14 protein-coding genes are annotated in these 20,552 nt (G+C 61.1%); 7 read left to right on the top strand and 7 right to left on the bottom strand.

The window, feature by feature from the left end; translation table 11 throughout:
• Positions 1-5: 5 nt before the first annotated feature.
• Positions 6-635: an SCO family protein gene (locus ACZZZU_RS14330; RefSeq protein WP_463550982.1), complete on the top strand. Its 630-nt coding sequence runs from the start codon at positions 6-8 to the stop codon at positions 633-635.
• A 96-nt stretch (positions 636-731) separates the two neighbouring features.
• On the opposite strand, the gene zwf is transcribed toward ACZZZU_RS14330, so the two are convergent.
• Positions 732-2,156 (bottom strand): glucose-6-phosphate dehydrogenase, encoded by a 1,425-nt coding sequence (gene zwf, locus ACZZZU_RS14325; protein WP_241000496.1) that lies wholly within the window; start codon positions 2,154-2,156, stop codon positions 732-734.
• 200 nt (positions 2,157-2,356) lie between these two features.
• Here zwf and hexR point away from each other — a divergent pair, with 200 nt between their 5' ends.
• Complete coding sequence (hexR, locus tag ACZZZU_RS14320; protein ID WP_122492212.1) at positions 2,357-3,235, top strand: transcriptional regulator HexR; 879 nt, start codon at positions 2,357-2,359, stop codon at positions 3,233-3,235.
• A 174-nt stretch (positions 3,236-3,409) separates the two neighbouring features.
• Positions 3,410-3,631 carry a PA3496 family putative envelope integrity protein gene (locus ACZZZU_RS14315; RefSeq protein ID WP_122449843.1) on the top strand — a complete coding sequence of 74 codons (222 nt, stop codon included), beginning with the start codon at positions 3,410-3,412 and terminating at the stop codon, positions 3,629-3,631.
• Here the strand turns inward: ACZZZU_RS14315 and ACZZZU_RS14310 are convergent.
• The gene (locus ACZZZU_RS14310) at positions 3,591-4,535 is read right to left on the bottom strand and encodes a LysR family transcriptional regulator (RefSeq protein ID WP_463384271.1); all 945 of its coding nucleotides are present in this window, start codon (positions 4,533-4,535) and stop codon (positions 3,591-3,593) included. The genes ACZZZU_RS14315 and ACZZZU_RS14310 overlap by 41 nt on opposite strands.
• A gap of 161 nt (positions 4,536-4,696) precedes the next feature.
• On the opposite strand from ACZZZU_RS14310, the gene ACZZZU_RS14305 reads away from it, so the two are divergent.
• On the top strand, positions 4,697-6,112 hold the full coding sequence (locus tag ACZZZU_RS14305) for an acetyl-CoA carboxylase biotin carboxylase subunit (RefSeq protein ID WP_122449841.1): 1,416 nt from the start codon (positions 4,697-4,699) through the stop codon (positions 6,110-6,112).
• 11 nt (positions 6,113-6,123) lie between these two features.
• Positions 6,124-7,935, top strand: a complete 1,812-nt coding sequence (gene oadA, locus ACZZZU_RS14300) for a sodium-extruding oxaloacetate decarboxylase subunit alpha (RefSeq protein ID WP_463550981.1) — start codon at positions 6,124-6,126, stop codon at positions 7,933-7,935.
• A gap of 285 nt (positions 7,936-8,220) precedes the next feature.
• On the opposite strand, the gene ACZZZU_RS14295 is transcribed toward oadA, so the two are convergent.
• Positions 8,221-9,201 carry an asparaginase gene (locus ACZZZU_RS14295; RefSeq protein ID WP_463550980.1) on the bottom strand — a complete coding sequence of 327 codons (981 nt, stop codon included), beginning with the start codon at positions 9,199-9,201 and terminating at the stop codon, positions 8,221-8,223.
• 182 nt (positions 9,202-9,383) lie between these two features.
• Positions 9,384-10,832 (bottom strand): alanine/glycine:cation symporter family protein, encoded by a 1,449-nt coding sequence (locus ACZZZU_RS14290; RefSeq protein ID WP_122492208.1) that lies wholly within the window; start codon positions 10,830-10,832, stop codon positions 9,384-9,386.
• A 232-nt stretch (positions 10,833-11,064) separates the two neighbouring features.
• On the opposite strand from ACZZZU_RS14290, the gene ACZZZU_RS14285 reads away from it, so the two are divergent.
• Positions 11,065-11,883 (top strand): XRE family transcriptional regulator, encoded by an 819-nt coding sequence (locus ACZZZU_RS14285; RefSeq protein ID WP_463550979.1) that lies wholly within the window; start codon positions 11,065-11,067, stop codon positions 11,881-11,883.
• A 267-nt stretch (positions 11,884-12,150) separates the two neighbouring features.
• Here ACZZZU_RS14285 and putA read toward each other — a convergent pair whose 3' ends face one another.
• On the bottom strand, positions 12,151-16,092 hold the full coding sequence (putA, locus tag ACZZZU_RS14280) for a trifunctional transcriptional regulator/proline dehydrogenase/L-glutamate gamma-semialdehyde dehydrogenase (RefSeq protein WP_463550978.1): 3,942 nt from the start codon (positions 16,090-16,092) through the stop codon (positions 12,151-12,153).
• Between the two features lie 412 nt (positions 16,093-16,504).
• On the opposite strand from putA, the gene ACZZZU_RS14275 reads away from it, so the two are divergent.
• Positions 16,505-17,602, top strand: a complete 1,098-nt coding sequence (locus ACZZZU_RS14275; RefSeq protein ID WP_463384266.1) for a DUF1615 domain-containing protein — start codon at positions 16,505-16,507, stop codon at positions 17,600-17,602.
• 48 nt (positions 17,603-17,650) lie between these two features.
• Here ACZZZU_RS14275 and gspD read toward each other — a convergent pair whose 3' ends face one another.
• A complete protein-coding gene (gspD, locus tag ACZZZU_RS14270) occupies positions 17,651-19,573 on the bottom strand; it encodes a type II secretion system secretin GspD (RefSeq protein WP_463384265.1) in 1,923 nt (640 codons plus the stop codon).
• Between the two features lie 13 nt (positions 19,574-19,586).
• Complete coding sequence (locus ACZZZU_RS14265; protein ID WP_463550977.1) at positions 19,587-20,282, bottom strand: type II secretion system protein N; 696 nt, start codon at positions 20,280-20,282, stop codon at positions 19,587-19,589.
• Positions 20,283-20,552: the final 270 nt, after the last annotated feature.

Genomic DNA, 20,552 nt, shown 5'->3' with positions numbered 1-20,552 from the left:
TTCCTATGACCCGCAAGCACATCACCGTCGCAATTCTCGTCGCCGTCGTGGCCTTGGTATTTGGCCTCACCGTCAACCGCGTGCTCAGTGGCAAAGGCCACGGCGACCCCGCCGCGATGATCGACGCCGGCATTATTCTGCTGCCGCAAAGCCGCAACCTGCCGGACCTGAGCCTGACTAATCAGCTGGGCGAAGCGGTGCCGGTCAACGAATTGAAAGGGAAATGGAGCCTGTTGTTCTTCGGCTACACCTTCTGCCCCGACATTTGCCCGACCACGCTGGCGCAACTGCGCGAACTGAAAACCAAGCTGCCAGAAGAGGCGGTGGACAACCTGCAAGTGGTGCTGGTGAGCGTCGACCCGAACCGCGACACGCCGGACCAACTGAAGAAATACCTCGGCTATTTCGACCCGCAATTTCTCGGCCTGACCGGCGATCTGGCGAATATCCAGAAGCTCGCCAATGCCGTGAGCATTCCGTTTATTCCCGGTGACACCAGCAAAGAGAACTACACCGTCGACCACAGCGGCAACCTGGTCATCCTCGGCCCGGACGGTACCCAGCGCGGCTTTATTCGGGCGCCGCTGAACAACACCAAGTTGGCGGTACAGATTCCGGATTTGGTGAAGCACTAGGTCAAAAAAAATCGAGGCTAAAGCCTCTCCCACAGGGTCGTGCAGTACCTGTAGGAGAGGCTTTAGCCTCGATGGATTTTCAGCACAAAAGGCGAGTCACTCCGCCCACTTACGCCCCTGCAACTCCAACAAACTCTGCGCCTGCTCCGGCCCATTGCTGCCAGCGGCGTAAGGCCGTGGATCCTGGTAATTGTCTTGCCAGCCTTTGAGAATCGGGTCGACCCATTTCCACGCCGCTTCCACTTCGTCGCGGCGCATGAACAGCGTCGAGTCGCCCTCGATCACATCCAGCAGCAAACGCTCGTAAGCGTCCCAGCGGCGTTTCTGGCGGAAGGCTTGCGCCAAGTTCAAGTCCAGCTCAACCGGTGCCAAGCGCATGCCTTTGCCGGGTGTTTTGCCCATCAGTTGCAGGCTGATGCGCTCTTCAGGTTGTAGGCGAATGATCAGGCGGTTGGGTTGGGTGTTGTCGAACAGCAGGTGCGGCACCTGCTTGAAGTGGATGACGATTTCCGAGGTCTTCTTCGCCAGGCGTTTGCCGGTGCGCAAGTAGAACGGCACGCCGGCCCAGCGCCAGGTATTAATGGCCACTTGCAGCGCCACGAAGGTCTCGGTGTCGCTGTCGTTATCGACGTTTTTTTCGAAGTAATACGCCGGCACTTCCTGGCCGCCGATTTTGCCGGCGGTGTATTGGCCGCGCACGGTTTTGTCGTGCACATCCATGCCTTGAATCGGTTTCAGGGCCTGGAGAATTTTCAGTTTTTCATCGCGCACCGACTCCGCGTCAAAGCGCGCCGGGGCTTCCATCGCCACCAGGCAAAGCAGCTGCAACAAGTGGTTTTGCACCATGTCGCGCATCGCCCCGGAGCGGTCGTAGTAGGCGCCGCGGTTCTCTACGCCGAGGGTTTCGCACACGCTGATTTGCACATGATCGATATGCCCGCTGCGCCACAGCGGCTCGAACAGGATGTTGGCGAAACGCAGCGCCATCAGGTTTTGCACCGTCTCCTTGCCCAGGTAGTGATCGATGCGAAACACCCGCGACTCATCGAATACCGCGCCAATGGCTGCGTTGATCGCCCGTGCCGAATCGAGGGAGTGGCCGATAGGTTTTTCCAACACAATGCGCGCGTTGGGCCCGGCCAGGCCGGCGACTTTCAGGTGGCGGGCGATGTCTTCGAACAGGTTCGGCGCGGTGGCCAGGTAATACACCTGCACGCGATCACCGGCTGGGCCAAGGTGACGGGCCAGGCGGCCGAAGTCGGCGCTTTGCGAGGCATCAATGGGAAAGTAATCCAGGCGCTCGGCGAAGCTCGCCCAGGTCGCTGCATCGAAATCGGCACGCGCCACCTGCGCCCGGCAGCGGCGTTCTGCCAGTGCCTGATACGCCACGCGCGCCATGGGGCTGCGGGCGAGGGCGAGAATGCGCGTGCCCTCGTGCAGGCGGCCGTCGCGGTGCAGGTGATAGAGCGCCGGCAGAAGCTTGTGCAGCGCCAGATCGCCGGTGCCGCCGAATACCAGCATGTCGCAAGGAATGGAAAGCAAATGACCCTCCGGGGTGCAGCAGACGGTGTGAAAACGACGGCGCTCGGTTGGCGGCGTGAAAATAGCTTTTTGCCCGCCGTGCATGGTTTGGCTGGGCGTCGGGAAGGTCATGTAGTATAACTACACGCGCGCTACAACCCGGCGTCGGCCGATCATAACTCATCAAAAGAGCCAATCCCTTGAACCTCTTGCAACACATTGCCCAGTCGCGTCACCTGTTACGAAAATCGGAGCTGAAAGTCGCCGATCACGTGCTGCTCGACCCGGCAGCCGTGATGCACAGCTCCATGGCAGATCTGGCCCACAGCGTTGGCATCAGCGAGCCCACCATCGTGCGCTTCTGCCGTGCCATCGGCTGTACCGGCTTTCAGGACTTGAAGTTGAAACTGGCGCAAAGCCTGGCCGCTGGCGCCAGCTTCGGCCAGTTCGCCATTCACGAAGATGACTCAGTCGCCGACTTCAGCCTGAAAATTTTCGACACCACGCTGCACACGCTCATCGAAGTGCGCGAAAAGCTCGACCCCAAAGCCCTGCAACACGCCATCGCCGCCTGCTCGCAAGCGCAGCGCGTGGAGTTTTATGGCTTTGGTGCGTCCGGCGCGGTGGCCGCCGATGCCCAGCACAAATTCTTCCGCCTGTTGCTCACCGCTGCGGCCTATTCCGACCCGCACATGCAGGCGATGTCGGCGGTCACGCTGAAGCCGACCGACGTGGCCATCTGCATCTCGCAGTCGGGCCGCTCCAAAGATTTGCTGATCACCGCCAACCTGGTGCGTGAAACCGGCGCCACCCTGATCACCCTGTGCCCGAGCCAGACGCCGTTGGCCGAGCTGTCCACCGTCAACCTCGCCATCGACGTGCAGGAAGACACCGAAATCTACACGCCGCTCACCTCACGCATCGCCCACTTGGTGGTGATCGACGTGCTGGCCATGGGCGTTGCCATGGCGCGTGGCCCGACCTTGGTGAACCACCTCAAGAGCGTGAAACGCAGTCTGCGCAGCTTGCGCTTGTCGCCCAAGTCGCTGAAATCGGCGGACGATGCGCGGGCTGATTGAGCGCTTCTAAAGCATCGCGGCTAAAGCCGCTCCCACAGTTCACGCAATCTGTGGGAGCGGCTTAAGCCGCGATGCTTTTCACCCGCCGTCACACGAAATTCATCCCGCCTGCACACAACTGTCGCTTTTGCCGCCCAGTCTGGTACTCCCGAATCCAACGATGGGAGCACGCACATGACTCGTTATCTGGATGAAGCACAGCCTTACGCCTCCTCTGCCGCGAAAACCAAACGCCAGCTTGAAGACCAGCGCCGCATGGCTTATCGCCGCGCCATCGAAGACTTCACCGAAGAGCGTCGCCTGCAACTTGAGCTGTCGGATTATCCCGATCTGGTTGCCGCCAATTACCTGGCCGCTAGCCAGGCACCGCGCCGAAGCGGGCCGCCAAGCCACTGATTTGCGCGCGTTCTGCGCGAATAAAGGCGAAGAACGTTTGCGCCACCGGTGACAGGTATTTGCCGCGCGGGTGCACCAGACACCAGCTGCGCATCAGCGGCAGCTCAGTCACCGGCAATTCGCGCAGCGCGCCGCTTTCCAGTTCGCGGCGCACGGCGTGGCGCGAGAGCAAGGCGATGCCCAGTCCGGCAATCACGCCTTCGCGTTGCGACTCCATCGAGCCCAGCTCTATGGTCTGCTGAAAGTGCGCGCGCTTTTGGTGGCAGTAATCTTCGATGGACTTGCGCGTGCCCGAGCCCGGTTCACGCACCAGCAGCGGCCACGCACACAGGTCTTGCAGCTTGAGGGTGGCGTGCCTGAGCAGCGGATGATCCGGCGGCGCGACGGCGACGATGGGGTTGTCGAGAAACGGGTAAAACTCCAACGACATGTCTTGCGGCACCTGCGACATGATCAGCAAATCGTCGCGATTGGCGCTCAGGCGGCGGATGGTTTGCGCGTGGTTAACCACCACCAGCTGCAAATTCACTTCCGGGTACTGGCGCTTGAACGCGGCAAACAGATGCGGCACGAAATACTTCGCGCTCGACTCCACCGCCAGGTTGAGTTGCCCCTGCAGCGAGCCCTGCAAGTCAGAGAGCTGCATATCCAGACTTTCCAGCCGGCCAAAAATGTCGCTGCTGGCGCGCAACAGCGCTTCGGCGGCTTCGGTGAGGTAGAGCTTTTTGCCGATGTAGTCGAAAAGTGGCTGACCTATCAGCGCTTCCAGCTGACGAATTTGTAGGGAAACGGCCGGCTGCGTCAGAGAAATTTCCTCGGCGGCGCGGCTATAGGACTTGCTTTCGCACACTGCCTGGAAGACTTGCAGCTGGCGTAATGTCATACGCAGCAATGACTTACGCATGGCGTTTGGCCTTTTGCGGGTTGTCGGGTCGGCCAACTATAAGCCGTTGCTTATGCCTAACCCAATAATTAATCATTTTGGGTAATCGTTGCGCGGGTCTAGGGTGTCGGGACGTTGACGCTTCAGGCGTTGCCCCGTTCAACCGGCTGAGGGCCAGCTCCGTGATCAAGAAAATTCTGATCGCTAACCGTGGCGAGATTGCCGTCCGTATCGTGCGTGCCTGCGCCGAAATGGGCATTCGCTCCGTGGCGATTTATTCCGATGCCGACCGCATGGCCTTGCACGTCAAGCGCGCCGACGAAGCCCACAGCATTGGCGAGGAGCCGCTGGCCGGTTACCTCAACCCGCGCAAGTTGGTGAACCTGGCGGTGGAAACTGGCTGCGATGCGCTGCATCCCGGCTACGGTTTTCTCTCTGAAAACGCCGAGCTGGCCGATATTTGCGCCGAGCGCGGCATCAAGTTCATCGGCCCGTCTGCCGAAGTGATTCGCCGCATGGGCGACAAAACCGAAGCGCGGCGCAGCATGATCAAGGCCGGCGTGCCGGTTACGCCAGGCACCGAAGGCAACGTGGCGGACATTCACGAAGCGCTCACCGAAGGCGACCGCATCGGTTACCCGGTGATGCTCAAGGCCACCTCCGGCGGCGGCGGACGCGGTATTCGCCGCTGCAACAGCCGCGAAGAACTCGAACAGGCGTTTCCCCGGGTTATTTCCGAAGCCACCAAGGCATTCGGCTCGGCCGAAGTGTTCCTGGAAAAGTGCATCGTCAATCCCAAGCACATCGAAGCGCAGATTCTCGCCGACAGCTTTGGCAACACCGTGCACCTGTACGAGCGCGACTGCTCGATTCAGCGCCGCAACCAGAAGCTGATTGAAATCGCCCCCAGCCCGCAACTAACGCCCGAACAGCGTGCCTACATCGGCGATCTCGCCGTACGCGCCGCCCAGGCCGTCGGCTACGAAAACGCCGGCACCGTGGAGTTCCTGCTCGCCGAGGGCGAGGTGTACTTCATGGAGATGAACACGCGCGTGCAGGTGGAGCACACCATCACCGAAGAGATCACCGGCATCGACATCGTGCGCGAGCAAATCCGCATCGCCTCGGGTCTGCCGCTTTCGGTGAAGCAGGAAGACATCCAATACCGCGGTTTCGCCCTGCAATTTCGGATTAACGCCGAAGACCCGAAGAATAACTTCCTGCCCTCATTCGGCAAGATCACCCGCTACTACGCCCCCGGCGGCCCCGGCGTGCGCACCGACACGGCGATCTACACCGGCTACACCATTCCGCCGTACTACGACTCCATGTGCCTGAAGTTGGTGGTCTGGGCGCTGACCTGGGAAGAGGCCATGGACCGTGGCCTGCGCGCCCTGGACGACATGCGCTTGCAAGGGGTGAAAACCACCGCCGCCTACTACCAGGAAATTCTGCGTAACGCGGAATTTCGCAGCGGCCAGTTCAACACCAGTTTCGTCGAAAGCCACCCTGAACTGACCAACTACTCCGTCAAGCGCAAACCCGAAGAGCTGGCCCTGGCTATCGCCGCCGCCATTGCCGCCCACGCAGGCCTGTGAGGAACACATTCATGTCCAAGAAAATCCATGTAACCGACACCATCCTGCGTGATGCCCACCAGTCGCTGCTGGCCACCCGCATGCGCACCGAAGACATGCTGCCCATCTGCGACAAGCTCGACAAAGTCGGCTACTGGTCGCTGGAAGTCTGGGGCGGCGCCACCTTTGACGCCTGCGTGCGCTTCCTCAAAGAGGACCCATGGGAGCGCCTGCGCCAACTGCGCGCCGCCTTGCCCAACACGCGCCTGCAAATGCTCCTGCGCGGCCAGAACCTGCTCGGCTACCGCCATTACAGCGACGACGTGGTCAAGGCGTTCGTGGCCAAGGCGGCGGTCAACGGCATCGACGTGTTCCGCATCTTCGACGCCATGAACGACGTGCGTAACCTGCGCGTGGCCATCGAGGCAGTGAAGGCGGCGGGCAAACACGCCCAAGGCACCATCGCCTACACCACCAGCCCGGTGCACACCATCGAGGCGTTCGTGGCCCAGGCCAAACAGATGGAAGCCATGGGCTGCGACTCGGTAGCGATCAAAGACATGGCCGGCCTGCTCACGCCCTACGCCACTGGCGAGTTGGTGAAAGCCCTGAAAGCCGAGCAATCACTGCCCGTGTTTATCCACTCCCACGACACCGCTGGCCTGGCTGCCATGTGCCAGCTCAAAGCCATCGAAAACGGCGCCGACCACATCGACACCGCCATCTCCAGCTTCGCCTGGGGCACCAGCCATCCGGGCACCGAGTCGATGGTCGCGGCGCTTAAAGGCAGCGAATACGACACCGGCCTGAACCTGGAACTGCTGCAGGAAATCGGCTTGTACTTCTACGCCGTGCGCAAGAAGTACCACCAGTTCGAAAGCGAATTCACCGCCGTGGACACCCGCGTGCAGGTCAACCAGGTGCCGGGCGGCATGATCTCCAACCTGGCCAACCAGCTCAAAGAGCAGGGCGCGCTGAACCGCATGAACGAAGTGCTGGCCGAGATTCCGCGCGTGCGCAAAGACCTCGGCTACCCGCCGCTGGTGACCCCGACCTCGCAGATTGTCGGCACCCAGGCGTTCTTCAACGTGCTGGCCGGCGAGCGCTACAAAACCATCACCAACGAAGTGAAACTCTACCTGCAAGGCGGCTACGGCAAAGCGCCGGGTCAGGTCGACGAGAAACTACGCCGTCAGGCCATCGGCAACGAAGAACTGATCGACGTTCGTCCGGCCGACCTGCTCAAGCCGGAAATGGACAAACTGCGCGCGGAAATCGGTGCGGTGGCCCAGTCGGCAGAAGACGTGCTGACCTACGCCATGTTCCCCGACATCGGCCGCAAATTCCTCGAAGAACGCGCCGCCGGCACGCTGACCCCGGAAGTGCTGCTGCCGATTCCCGAAGCCGGCAGCGTGGCCAGCGTGGGCGGCGAAGGCGTGCCGACTGAATTCGTCATCGACGTACACGGCGAAAGCTACCGCGTAGACATCACCGGCGTCGGCGTGAAAACCGACGGCAAGCGCCACTTCTACCTGTCCATCGACGGCATGCCGGAAGAAGTGGTGTTCGAACCGCTGAACGACTTCGTCGGCGGTGGCAGCGGCAGCAAACGCAAAAACGCCAGCGCACCGGGCGATGTCAGCACCACCATGCCGGGCAATATCGTTGATGTGCTGGTGAAAGAGGGCGACGTGGTCAAAGCCGGCCAGGCTGTGCTGATCACGGAAGCGATGAAAATGGAAACCGAAGTGCAGGCGCCGATTGCTGGCACCGTCAAAGCCATTCACGTGGCCAAGGGCGACCGCGTGAATCCGGGTGAGGTGTTGGTGGAGATCGAGGCTTGATCGGCTAGAAAGAGCACGTCCCAATGGGGGAGCCGCAGGGCTCCCCTTTTTTGTGGGGGGGACGGGGACTCAGAATTTAGCTCCGTCATTCTCGCGAGAGCAGACGTCCGACGATTCGGAATCCAGCCTTTTGGGGTTTTACTCCGTCATTCCCGCGGAGGCGGGAATCCAGGGCGGTGATTGTTCAGGCATCGCCGCTCTCCTGCACAATTCTGGATTCCCGCCTTCGCGGGAATGACGGTGGAGGGGCGGATGACGGCGTTGGAGCGATGTCGGTGTAGCAGTTTAAGAAACCCGCTCCCCACACAAATCCAACCCAAACCACTGCTCCACATCCCCTTGGCCCAACCCCGCCCCCAGCAAGCCAAACAACTTGCCCAACGCCGCCTCCCGCGTCATGCCGCCGGCCGATATCAATCCGGTACTCACCAGTGCGCTCCCCGCCGCATACACGCCAAATTCGACATGCCCCTGCGGACACTGACTGATCGCCGCCAGCACCACGCCACGCTCATGCGCAGCCTTCAGCACCGCGAGCAGTTCGGCATTGTCCGAAGGCCCGGTGCCGACGCCGTAACATTCGAGCAACAACGCTTGCGCGCCGGTGGCGAGCAGGGCTTCGGCATGGCTGGCGAGTACGCCGGGATACAGCGGCAGCACGGCGACATTCACCGGCTGACGCTTCACGTCGTACGCCAACAAAGCCGGAAGCGCCCCGGCCCGCTCGCCGACGCGGTGGCGGGGCTGCTCGGTGAAGGCGTCGAACGCCTCGCTGCGCAGTTTGCTCACCCGCGCGCCGTGCATCAGCTTGCCGTTGAAGTACAGGTGCACGCCCGGCTCGGCGCCGGCCTGCAGCGCCTGCATGGCGCCGAGCAGATTGCCCCAGGCATCGCTGCCCTCGGCACCGGCCGGCAACATGGAGCCGGTGAGCACCACCGGCACGCTCAGGCCCAGCAGCAGGAAGCTCAATGCGGCGGCGCTATAGGCGAGGGTGTCCGTGCCGTGCAGCACCAGCACGCCATCGAACCCGCCACCGCTGACGGCGTCGACGATCACATCGCGCATCGCCAGCCAATTGGCCTGGCTCATGTTGGCGCTGTCCAACAGCGGCAGCAGTTCGTGGAACTGCCAGTCGATGTCTACGCGCGGCGACAGGGTGCGCAGGTGTTCGCTCATTCGCGCCTCGAAGCCACCGGCCGGAGCCAGCCCTTGAGCGGTTTGCAGCATGCCGATGGTGCCGCCGGTATAGAGCACGAAAAGCTTCATGCCGGATTCCTTTGTTGTTATTGGAAAAGCATCGCGGCTAACGCCGCTCCTACGCTACGCACACTTTGTAGGAGCGGCTTTAGCCGCGATAAGTCGGTCGCAGCATACCGCGCTGAGCCCAGAGACAAGAATGCCGCGCCAGCATCCGCGGGCGCGGCATTGCGTCAAACAGTTACAGCAAATTAGCGGTGGCTGGCAGCCAGGTGACCGTCAACGGCGGCGCTGCTGGCAGCGGCCTGAGGGGTGGTCGGCCAGGCGTCGCGGTCCAGATCCAGATCAGCGAACTTGCGTGCATCGAACACCGGCGTGGCGACGCCGGCTTTGCGCTGTTCGTCGTAGTCGCGCATTACCCGCAGGCCGACTTTGATCAACATCGCCAGGGCGATCAGGTTGACGAAGGCCAGGCAGGTCATGGTGATGTCGGCAAAGGCGAATACGGTGGTGAGGTTCTGCATCGAGCCCCAGCAGATAAGCGCCAGTACCAGACCGCGATAGGTCAGCAAGGCCACACGGCTTTTGCCGAGCAGGAATTGCAGCGCGTTCTCGCCGAGGTAGTAGTTGTAGAGGATGCAGGTGAATACGAACAGGCTCAGCGCCACGCTGACAAAAATGCGGCCCCAATCACCGACCACGGCGGCCAGCGAGTTCTGGGTCAGCACAATGCCGTCGCCTTCGAACCCAGGGGTGTAGAAACCGGAGAGCAGAATTAGCAGGGCGGTGCAGGTGCAGATTACGAAGGTGTCGAGGAACACGCTGAACGCCTGAACCACGCCTTGCGCAACCGGGTGTTCAACGCTGGCAACTGCCGCCACGTTGGGCGCACTGCCCAGGCCGGCTTCGTTGGCGAACACGCCGCGTTTCACGCCCATCACGATCGCGCTGCCCAGCAGGCCGGCGAACGCAGGTTCGAGGCCGAAGGCGCTTTTCACGATGGTGACCAACATGCCGGGCACCAGGTCGATCTGGGTGAAGATCACGTACAAGGTCACGCCGATGTAGGCGAGGGTTTTCACCGGCACCAGCAGGTCGGACACCGAGGCGATGCGCTTGATACCGCCGATGAACACCAGACCCAGCAACACCGCCAGGCCGATGCCGGTGTACTGCACCGGGAAGCCGAAGGCGTTTTGCAGCGAGTGGGTCACGGTGAACGATTGCAGGCCGTTGAAGGCGAAGCCGTAGGTCACCAGCAGCAACACGGCAAACACCATGGCCATCCAGCGCAGCTTGAGGCCGTGTTGAATGTAGTAAGCCGGGCCGCCGCGATACAGGCCGTCACCGTCCGAACGCTTGTAGAGCTGCGCCAGGGAGCATTCGAAGAAGCTGCTGGACATGCCGACCAGTGCGGTCACCCACATCCAGAACACCGCGCCGGGGCCGCCAAGGGTCACGGCAATGCCGACACCGGCGATGTTGCCCGCGCCCACACGGCCAGCAAGGCTGAGCATCAAAGCTTGGAACGAGCTGAGTTGACCGCCGCTGCTGCGCAACGACTGCTTGAACACGCTGAACATGTGGCCGAAATGGCGGAACTGAACGAAGCGCGAGCGAATGGTGAAGTAACTGCCCAGGCCGACGATCAGTACGATCAGCAGCTTGCCGGACAGGAAGTCATTGAGCATTTCAAGCATGGGAGGTTTCCTCGACTCTTATTGTTCGAATGCAGCGGCGGGTTGTGAGCAACCCTGCGCAGTGGAAAAAGGTGCAGCGAAACAGGCACACGTTTCTGGATATTGCGGGCAGCAAAAAACGTGTCGCGCATGGTTGGCCACGGCTTGGCGTGGAGGCAATTTCGCGGGTCGACTCGATGTGGCGCGAGTTGATGCTACAATCGCGCCGCTCGCATCACCGGAGGGCCGCGTTGTGTCGGACAATTTGGGCACCAATCTGAAACTGCTGTGCAGCCACTACCGCTCTATTGCCGAGGTTTGCCGGCTGCTGTCGATTAACCGCGCGCAGTTCAACAAGTACCTCAGCGGGCAAAGCCAGCCGACGAGCTACAACCGCAAACGCATCGGCGATTTCTTCGGCGTTGAAGAGTACGAACTGAGCCTGCCGCCGGAGCAATTTGCTCGTCTGGTCGGCGCCCGCCTGGCCGACAGCCACAACACGCCGGTCAACGATCCGTTGGCCAACCTGCTGCAACCGCTGCGCGAGCACGCCACCAGCCTGTCGCGCTATTGCGGTTACTACTTCGAATACTCCAACTGCATGTCGGTGCCGGGCTCGATCCTGCTGTCGCTGGTGCATCTGCGCGAGGAGCGCGGCACGTTTCTGTTCGAGCGCCAGGAGCGCCAAGAGCGCTCGGCCAGCGCCAATGTGCAGGCTGAAGATTGGGTGCGCTGCCGTTATTTGGGCGCCGCGTTTCACCTGCAAGACCGCGTGTTTCTCATCGACTACGAGTCGCTGACGCTCAATGAAATGAGCCAGACCATCCTGATTCCCAGCTACAAAAGCCGCATCACTCGGCTCAACGGTTTGAAAACCGGCGTGTCCAGCGGCGACCGCCGAACGCCAGCCTGCACCAGGGTTGTGTGGGAATACCTGGGCGAAGAGATAAACCGCGTGAGCGCCTATCGCCAGGTGATGCTGTATCGCCCGGATGACCCGCGTATCGACGAAGACATTCGCCAGCGGCTCACGGTGGGGCCGATCAGTAACGGCTTGTTCGAGATCGAATAGGGCAGGGAAACCTAAATTCCCGCACCGGCTGGATAAGCCGGCGCAGGGCACCGAAGTGCTGTAGGGAAAGCGCGCGTCGCTGGGCGGGTAGCCCTCGCAAATGGATGCGCCGCGCGTGACGTTGGCGACGGCTCGGTGAGCGCCGCTTCAGTCAGGGTCAGGCCCTTAGAGCAAAGGCCTGGGTGCGGCCCGAAGGCCGCGGGGTTCAAACAGGGAGTGTGCTGAAAGCAGCTTTCGCCTTCCTTTCAGCGCCACCCACTTTTTCACTTAACCAATGGTCATCAACGACGCGTTGCCGCCGGCCGCTGCGGTGTTGATGCTCAGCGCGTGCTCGATCAGCAGGCGTTCCAGCGGAATATCCGTCTCGCCTTTATTCAAGCCGTGCACGCCGACGATGGCGCCTTTGCGCTGCGCTGCCGCTTCGCATACGGCGCGCAGCTGGTCGGAGTCGCCATGGTGCAGGATGGCGTCGAAGCTGGCGTCGCTGGTGCTCCAGTCGCTGACCAGACGGATGCGTTTCTGCACCTCTTTGGGCAAGCCGTTGTACAGCTCTTTGCTCAGCGGCTGCTCCTGCCAGATCACCTGACTGCCCACGGCGAGCGCGGCGGCCAGTTGTACCAGCAAATCGGTGCTGTCTTCTGCCAGGCACAGCACGTGTTCGCGTGGCAGCAAGCTGTAGGTGTTGCGCTCACCGGTCGGGCCAGGCAACACGTGCACGCTGCCGCTTTGCGCCAGCTCGCTGTATTGCTGGTGCAGGGCGACCAGGCTCGGCTCTTTTTGCGCCAGCCATTCGCCAAACACTTGGGCGGCTTTGCTCTGCTCGGCCGGGCGCTGTGGTGCGCTGGCAGCCTGGCCGAGTTGCTTGGCCACCGCATCTTGCGGGCGGGTGGAGAGCAGGCGGTACATGTACAGCGGGCCGCCGGCTTTCGGGCCGGTGCCCGACAGGCCTTCACCGCCGAACGGCTGCACGCCCACCACGGCGCCGACGATATTGCGGTTCACATACAGGTTGCCGACCTTGGCGGTGTTCACCACCTGGGCGATGGTCTCGTCGATGCGCGTGTGCACGCCCAGGGTCAGGCCATAACCGCTGGCGTTGATCTGTTCAAGCAAGCTGGCGAGGTTGGCGCGCTGGTAGCGAACCACGTGCAGCACCGGGCCGAAGATTTCCCGTTGAAGCTCGCTGAAGCTGTCCAGCTCGATCAGCGTCGGCATCACAAAGGTGCCGCGTTTGATCTCATCACCCTTGGCGCGGGCGGCCTGGAACACCTTGCGGCCCTTCTCACGCATTGTCTCGATATGCGCTTCGATGCCGGTCTTGGCTTCGGCATCGATTACCGGGCCAACGTCGGTGCTCAGGCGCTCCGGGTTGCCCAAGGCGTACTCGGCCATGGCGCCTTTGAGCATGTCGATCACGCGGTCGGCCACGTCTTCCTGTACGCACAGCACACGCAGTGCCGAGCAGCGCTGACCGGCGCTGTCGAACGCGGAGCTGACCACATCGACCACCACCTGCTCGGTGAGCGCGGAAGAGTCGACAATCATGGTGTTCAGGCCGCCGGTTTCGGCGATCAGCGGAATGGTGCGGCCCTGGGCATCGAGGCGCCCGGCGATGTTGCGCTGGATGATGCCCGCCACTTCGGTAGAGCCAGTGAACATCACGCCACGTACGCGCTCGTCGGCAATCAGGCGTGCGCCCACGGTTTCACCCCGGCCTGGCAGCAACTGCACGGCACCGCCTGGCACGCCGGCTTCGAGCAGAATGCGCACGGCTTGCGCGGCGATCAGCGGGGTTTGTTCGGCCGGTTTGGCCAGCACGGTGTTGCCGGCAGCCAGCGCCGCAGCCACCTGCCCGGAGAAAATAGCCAGTGGGAAGTTCCACGGGCTGATGCACACCACCGGACCCAGCGGGCGGTGGCTGTCATTGCTGAAAAAGTCGCGCGCCTGGGCGGCGTAGTAGCGCAGGAAATCCACCGCTTCACGCACTTCGGCGATGGCGTTGGCGAAGGTCTTACCGGCCTCGCGAACCAGCAAGCCCATCAGCTGCTGCATCTCGGCTTCCATCTGGTCGGCGGCGCGCTCCAGCACAGCGGCGCGTTCGTCAGGCGTGGTGGCTTGCCAGATCTGCCCGCTGGACACCGCACAAAGGATGGCGCTCTTGATGTCGGCTTCGCTGGCTTCGCTGACGTGGCCCACGGTGTCTCGATGGTCGGACGGGTTTTTCACCGCCTCGGCTTCGCTGGGCGCCGGGGTGTCGCAACCGAGCATCGGCAGCGCCACATAACGGTTGTTGGTGCTGCTCAGCAGTGCCGAGGACAACGAGCCCAGGCGATGTTCGTTGGCCAGGTCGATGCCTTCGGAATTCAGGCGTGCTTCGCCATACAGGGCGCGCGGCAGGGCAATGCGCGGATGCGGCAGGCCCAGGCCACCTTCGGCAGCGGCCATTTGCTCGATCTGCACCACCGGGTCGAGCACCAGCTCTTTAATGGAGATGCTGTGGTCGGCAATACGGTTTACAAACGAGGTGTTCGCGCCGTTTTCCAGCAGGCGGCGAACCAGATACGCCAGCAAGGTTTCATGGCTGCCCACCGGTGCGTAAATGCGGCACGGTCGGTTCAGCTTGCCATCGGCCACCTTGCCCACAACCTGCTCATACAGCGGCTCGCCCATGCCGTGCAGGCACTGGAACTCGTACTGGCCGGGGTAATAATTCTGCCCGGCAATGGTGTAGATGGCCGACAGCGAATGGGCGTTGTGAGTGGCGAACTGCGGATAAATCGCCTCCGGCACCGCGAGCAATTTGCGCGCGCAGGCAATGTAGGAAACGTCGGTGTACGGCTTGCGGGTGTACACCGGATAGCCTTCCAGACCGTCGACCTGCGCGCGCTTGATTTCGCTGTCCCAGTAAGCGCCTTTCACCAAACGAATCATCAGGCGGTGGCGGCTGCGCTTGGCCAGGTCGATGACGTAATCGATCACGTACGGGCAGCGCTTCTGGTACGCCTGAATCACAAAGCCAATGCCGTTCCAGCCGGCCAGGCTCGGGTCGAAACACAAGCGCTCGAGCAGGTCGAGCGACAGTTCCAGGCGGTCGGCTTCTTCGGCGTCGATATTCAGGCCAATGTCGTACTGCTTGGCCAGTTGCGTGAGGCTCAACAGAATCGGATACAGCTCATCCATCACCCGCTCGTACTGCGCGCGGCTATAGCGTGGATGCAGCGCCGAGAGCTTGATGGAAATGCCCGGACCTTCATAAATGCCACGGCCGTGGGAGGCCTTGCCGATGGCGTGAATCGCTTGCTCGTACGAGGCCAGATAGCGCTTGGCATCGGCATCGGTGAGCGCTGCTTCACCGAGCATGTCGTAGGAATAACGGAAGCCTTTGCTTTCCATGTTGGTGGCGTTGGCCAGTGCTTCGGCGATGGTTTCGCCGGTCACGAACTGCTCACCCATTAGGCGCATGGACATGTCTACGCCCTTGCGAATCAGCGGCTCGCCGCCTTTGCCGATCAGGCGATTCAGCGACGTAGCGAGGCCGGCTTCGTTGTGCGTGGCCACCAGCTTGCCGGTGATCAGAAGGCCCCACGAAGCGGCGTTGACGAACATCGACGGGCTGTTGCCCAGGTGCTGACTCCAATTGCCGTTGCTGATCTTGTCGCGGATCAGCGCGTCACGGGTGGCTTTGTCCGGAATGCGCAGCAGCGCTTCGGCCAGGCACATCAGCGCCACACCTTCTTGCGACGACAGCGAAAACTCTTGCAGCAGACCCTGCACCAGCCCCTGACGACCGCCCGCGCTCTTCTGGTTACGCAGCTTTTCCGCGATGCCCATGGCCAGCTTGTTGGTGGCTTCGGCCTGCTCCTTCGGCAAGCGCGCCTGCTCCAGCAGCATGGCCAGCGCTTCGGGCTCAGGGCGGCGATAGGCCGAGGTGATGGCGGCGCGCAGTACCGATTGCGGCAGGATGCTTTCGGCGAAATCCAGGAAGCACTGCAAGCCTTGCTCAGTCAGTGCCTCCAGCGGCTCTTCACCCAGGGCGGCAGCGACACCGGACAGCTCGGGCGGCGTCAGACCGCCTTCTACCTGCTCCAGGTAATTGAAGATCGCCTGCTTGATCAGCCAGTGCGGCGTGCGGTCGATCGACTGTGCTGCCAGCTTGAGACGCTCGCGGGTGGCGTCATCAAGTTTTACGCCAAGGGTGGTGGTGGCCATTGGTTTTTTCCTAAAAGTGCGTGCCAGAGAGAGGCAACCGAAGCGCTCGGTCAGGCGGCGCGGTGTGCAAAAATTCAGCGTGGATTAAACCCGCTGGAAGTCAAAGGTGCAACCAGGCGCAACCTTTTTCTCTTAAAGCCGTGTAGGCCTTTGCCCACGCCGTGTAGCGAGGCGTTACCTTTATGCACTCGCGCGGTGCAGCCGAGGCATTACGGCGTTTTCACTGCTACAAAACGGATCGTTTTTGCGGCGTTTGACGAAAGGTGCAACCCGAATTCCCGTCGGCCAAACCGACGAACGTTCTCCGGTGTATGTGCTGCGCACTGCGAAATGAGCGAACCGCTCAGCGCGGTACTTGTCTTCACTGCGGCGCTGCCTATTACTTAACCGACCCACCGCTAAGGCTTCCTTCATGTCCCGTTTTCCGCCGTTTGCCAACTGGCTTCTGCTGCTGGCCGTGCTCGCCCTTACTGGCTGCGGCTCGCGCTCCGTGCAACCGCCGCAACCCAGCCCCAGCGAAATACAAGCCAAGGTAGTAAAGCTGATGCCCGCCACGGTGAACGACCGGCAGGGTTGGGCGACGGACATTCAGGTGGCGTTCACCACGCAGAAGCTGGACGCCAACAACAGCAACCTGTGCTCGGTGCTGGCGGTAACCGAGCAGGAGTCCACCTATCAGGCGGACCCGCCCGTGCCGGGGCTGGGCAAAATCGCTCGCCAGGAAATCGACCGACGCGCCTCGCGGCTGCATATACCAGGCTTCGTCGTCAGCGCCGCGCTGCAACTGAAATCACCCACCGGCAAGAGCTACAGCGAACGTCTGGCCGGCGCCCGCAGCGAACGCCAGCTCAGCGCCATCTTTGACGACTTCATCGACATGGTGCCTCTGGGCGCCCAACTGTTTGGCACCTTCAACCCCGTGCACACCGGCGGGCCGATGCAGGTCAGCATCGCCTTTGCCGAAGAACACGCGCGCGGCTACCCCTATTCCCACACCGGCACGCTGCGCCAGGAAGTGTTCACCCGGCGCGGCGGCATGTACTTCGGCATCGCCCATTTGCTCGGCTACCCGGCCAACTATCCCGAGCCGCTGTACCGCTTCGCCGACTTCAACGCCGGTTGGTACGCCAGCCGCAACGCCGCTTTTCAGCGCGCCGTCAGCCAACTGACCGGCATTGAGCTGGAACTCGATGGCGACCTGCTGGTGGCCGGCTCGCTGTTGCCCAGCTCCACCGAAAAAGCCGTGCGCACGCTCGGCAAACAACTGGGCATCAGCGACACCGCCATCCGCCGCGCGCTGGAAAAAGGCGACAGCCTCGCTTTCGAAGACACCGACCTCTATGCCGACCTGTTCGCCCTCGCCGACAGACGCGCTGGTAAGCCGGTAGCCCGCGCGGTGCTGCCGGGCATTACCCTCAAAAGCCCGAAAATCACCCGCAAGCTCACCACTGCCTGGTTTGCCAAGCGGGTGGATGAGCGGTATCGGAAGTGTTTGACGCGGGCGCGGTAGAGCTGCGGCTAAAGGGGATCCCTGGAAACACCTATCCAGCCAGGCCGATTACTGAGTAATCACAGGCAATTCAGGTGGCGACACCTTCAGCTCTTTCTCGATGCTGTTAACCCGCTCTGGCAAGGTGGGTACGCCCTTGGGGATTTCTTCGTCGGCATAGCGCAGCTGACGTTCGCGGATAAAGTTGTACTTACCCTCGGTCAGCTCGTTGGCATGGTCGAAGTCGTTGATGATGGTGGGCTTGATAAACACCATCAGGTTTTTCTTCGCCACTTCCTTGCGGTCGCTGCGGAACAGGCGGCCGATCAAAGGAATTTTCGACAGGAACGGCACCTTGTCGCCGGAGTCACGAACCTCGTCCGAGATCAGTCCGCCAAGCACCAGCGTCATGTTGTCTTTGATCAACACGCGGGTTTCGATGGAGCGCTTGTTGGTCACGATGTCGGCGGCGCTGGTGTCGTTGGTGACGCTGGAAATTTCTTGGTAAACGTTAAGCGTCACCGAATCGCCTTCGTTGATCTGCGGCTTGATCTTCAGCGTGATACCCACGTCCTGACGCTCGATGGTCTGGAACGGGTTGGTCGAGGGGTTCGAGGCACTGGTGGAACTGCCGGTCACGAAGGGTACGTTCTGGCCAACGACGATTTTGCCTTCTTCGTTGTCCAGGGTGACCAGGTTGGGCGTCGACAGAATATTCATCGAATCGTCTGTCGACAGCGCACGCACCAGCGCTTGCAGCGAGCCGTTGCTGTAAAAGCCCAAGCTGAGGCCGGCGTCGAGCTTGATCGGGTTGGTCGGAAAACTGTCGATGGTGTTGCCCTTGAGCGACGACTTGAAGCCGCCGAACAGGCCGTCGCCGCCAAGCGCCGCTTCCGAGGTTTTCCACTGCACGCCGAGTTCGTTGACCTTGTTATCCGACACCTCAACGATCACCGCTTCGACCAGCACCTGGGCGCGACGGATATCCAGGCGTTTCACCACGCCTTCGATGGTCTTCATGATTGCCGGCGGCGCGCTGATGATCAGGGCGTTGGTGGTGTCGTTGGCTTGAATCGATATGTCGGCAGTGCTGATGCCTACGTCTTTGTCTTGCTTCTGCAGGCTGGTGGCGACGTTTTGCAGAATCTGTGCGAGCTCAGACGCCTTCAGATAGTGCAGGTACATGACTTGGGTGTCGCGGATGATGTTGCCAGGGCGGTCGAGGTTCGCCAGCACGGAGCGCAGTTGCTGGCGTTTGCTCGGGTCGCCAGAAATCAGAATGCTGTTGGTGCGTTCATCCACCGACACGCTCATTTTCGACGCGCCTTCCTGCCCAGCCGTCTGCGGCACCAGCGTGCCGAGCATGGCCGACAATTCTTTGGCGTTGGCGAACTTCAGCGGAATGACGTCGATCTCGAACTGACCGGCACGGTCTATTTCTGCCACCAGCTTGAGCAGCTGGTTAATGTTTGAAGCACGGTCGGAAATGATCAGCGCGTTGCTGTCGGGGTAGGCGGCCAAGTGACCGACCTGCGGCACCATTGGCCGAAGAATGTTGACCAGTTGCGTGGCGGGCACGTGCTCGGTACGAATGACCCGAACCACGAGCTGGTCGTCGTTGAGGTCGTTGTCGTCTACCAAGGGCACGCCGGTCTGTTTGGCGTTGGCGTCGGGAATCACCTTCACCGCGTCGGCCGATTCAATCGCCGAAAAACCATGCACTTGCAGCACCGAAAGAAAGACGCGGTATGCCTCTTCGGGCGCCATGGCTTCATTGGAAATGACCGTAACTTTGCCGGTAACCCGCGGATCAATAATGAAGTTTTTGCCTGTGGCTTTGGCAATCCACTCAATAAACGAGCGGATATTGGTGTCCTGCATATTAATCCGCACTTCGTTGCCAGGTTCTGGCGCGGCTTCCTCTGCCCAGGCAAATGGGCTGGCGCATACACAGACGAGCAACAGCAGTTTCAGAACGGCTCGGATCGACACGTTGGGCACTCTACTACTTGGCTTGCGCGAGTTTGCGCTGGATATATTGTTGATAGGCAGTGGGTGAGTTCTGCTCTACGGCGGCAGGTGGTGCAGGGGGTATTTCCACGGGCGCCTGAGCAACCATGTCGGTGTTATCGGGTTGTATATCGGGCAGTGCCGCGCTGACTTGCGAGGCCGCCGGTTCAGACGTTGTCGCTGGCGCTGCGCCCGGCATCTCGCCGTAACCCTTGAAACTGATTTGTTCGAGTTTTCCGTTACGTTTCAAGGTGATGCGATGGCTTTCGATGTTCTGCACAACAATGCCGGGCCGGGCTTCCTCGCCGCGTTTAAGCATTAACGTGCGGTCGCCGTCTTCCAGAATCACCGAACTTTGCTCAGCGCGGGCCATAAAAAAGATCGCCGAGACTTGCAGGTTAAGATTACTTTCCGGAAGTTTTTCAAGTGTTTGCGCGGTTAAATCGGCGTCTGCGTTTTTAGCGCCAAATAAACTTAACAGCGAACTTCCGGGTTTTACCGGAGCGCTTTCGTTAGTTGCCTCACTATTTTCCGTGCTGGCAAATGGCGCTTGCGTGTTCACGCCGCGAATAAATTGGCTAGTTTGCCAGCCGAGCGTCGCCAACATGGCAATAGCCAACGCCAGCAGTGCACTCAAGCGAATTGAGCGGACGGCGAGAAGTTGGTTAAGGCGGGCAACTAAGGTGGCCATGAAATCGTCCCTGTAATGGCGCGGCAATACTATCGGCACAATGTTTACGTGCAAAGACAGCGGATAACTCCGTTGGTCGCTTCGCTATTTTCCATGCGCTGGTTCACATTTTCTCTGGCTATGCGATTTAGGTATTTGTATCGGGCTTGAAATACCCAAAGCGCCTGTATAGCATCTCGCCATCGTAAAGGCTGAGTCTATCAACAGCCTTGTGCTAGATGCACAAATTAAATGGAACTTATCGACGAATATGCTGCACGGATGCCGCTT

The sequence above is a fragment of the Pseudomonas sp. AC136 genome, from assembly GCF_979258585.1.
This window is presented reverse-complemented; position numbering and strand designations above follow the sequence as displayed.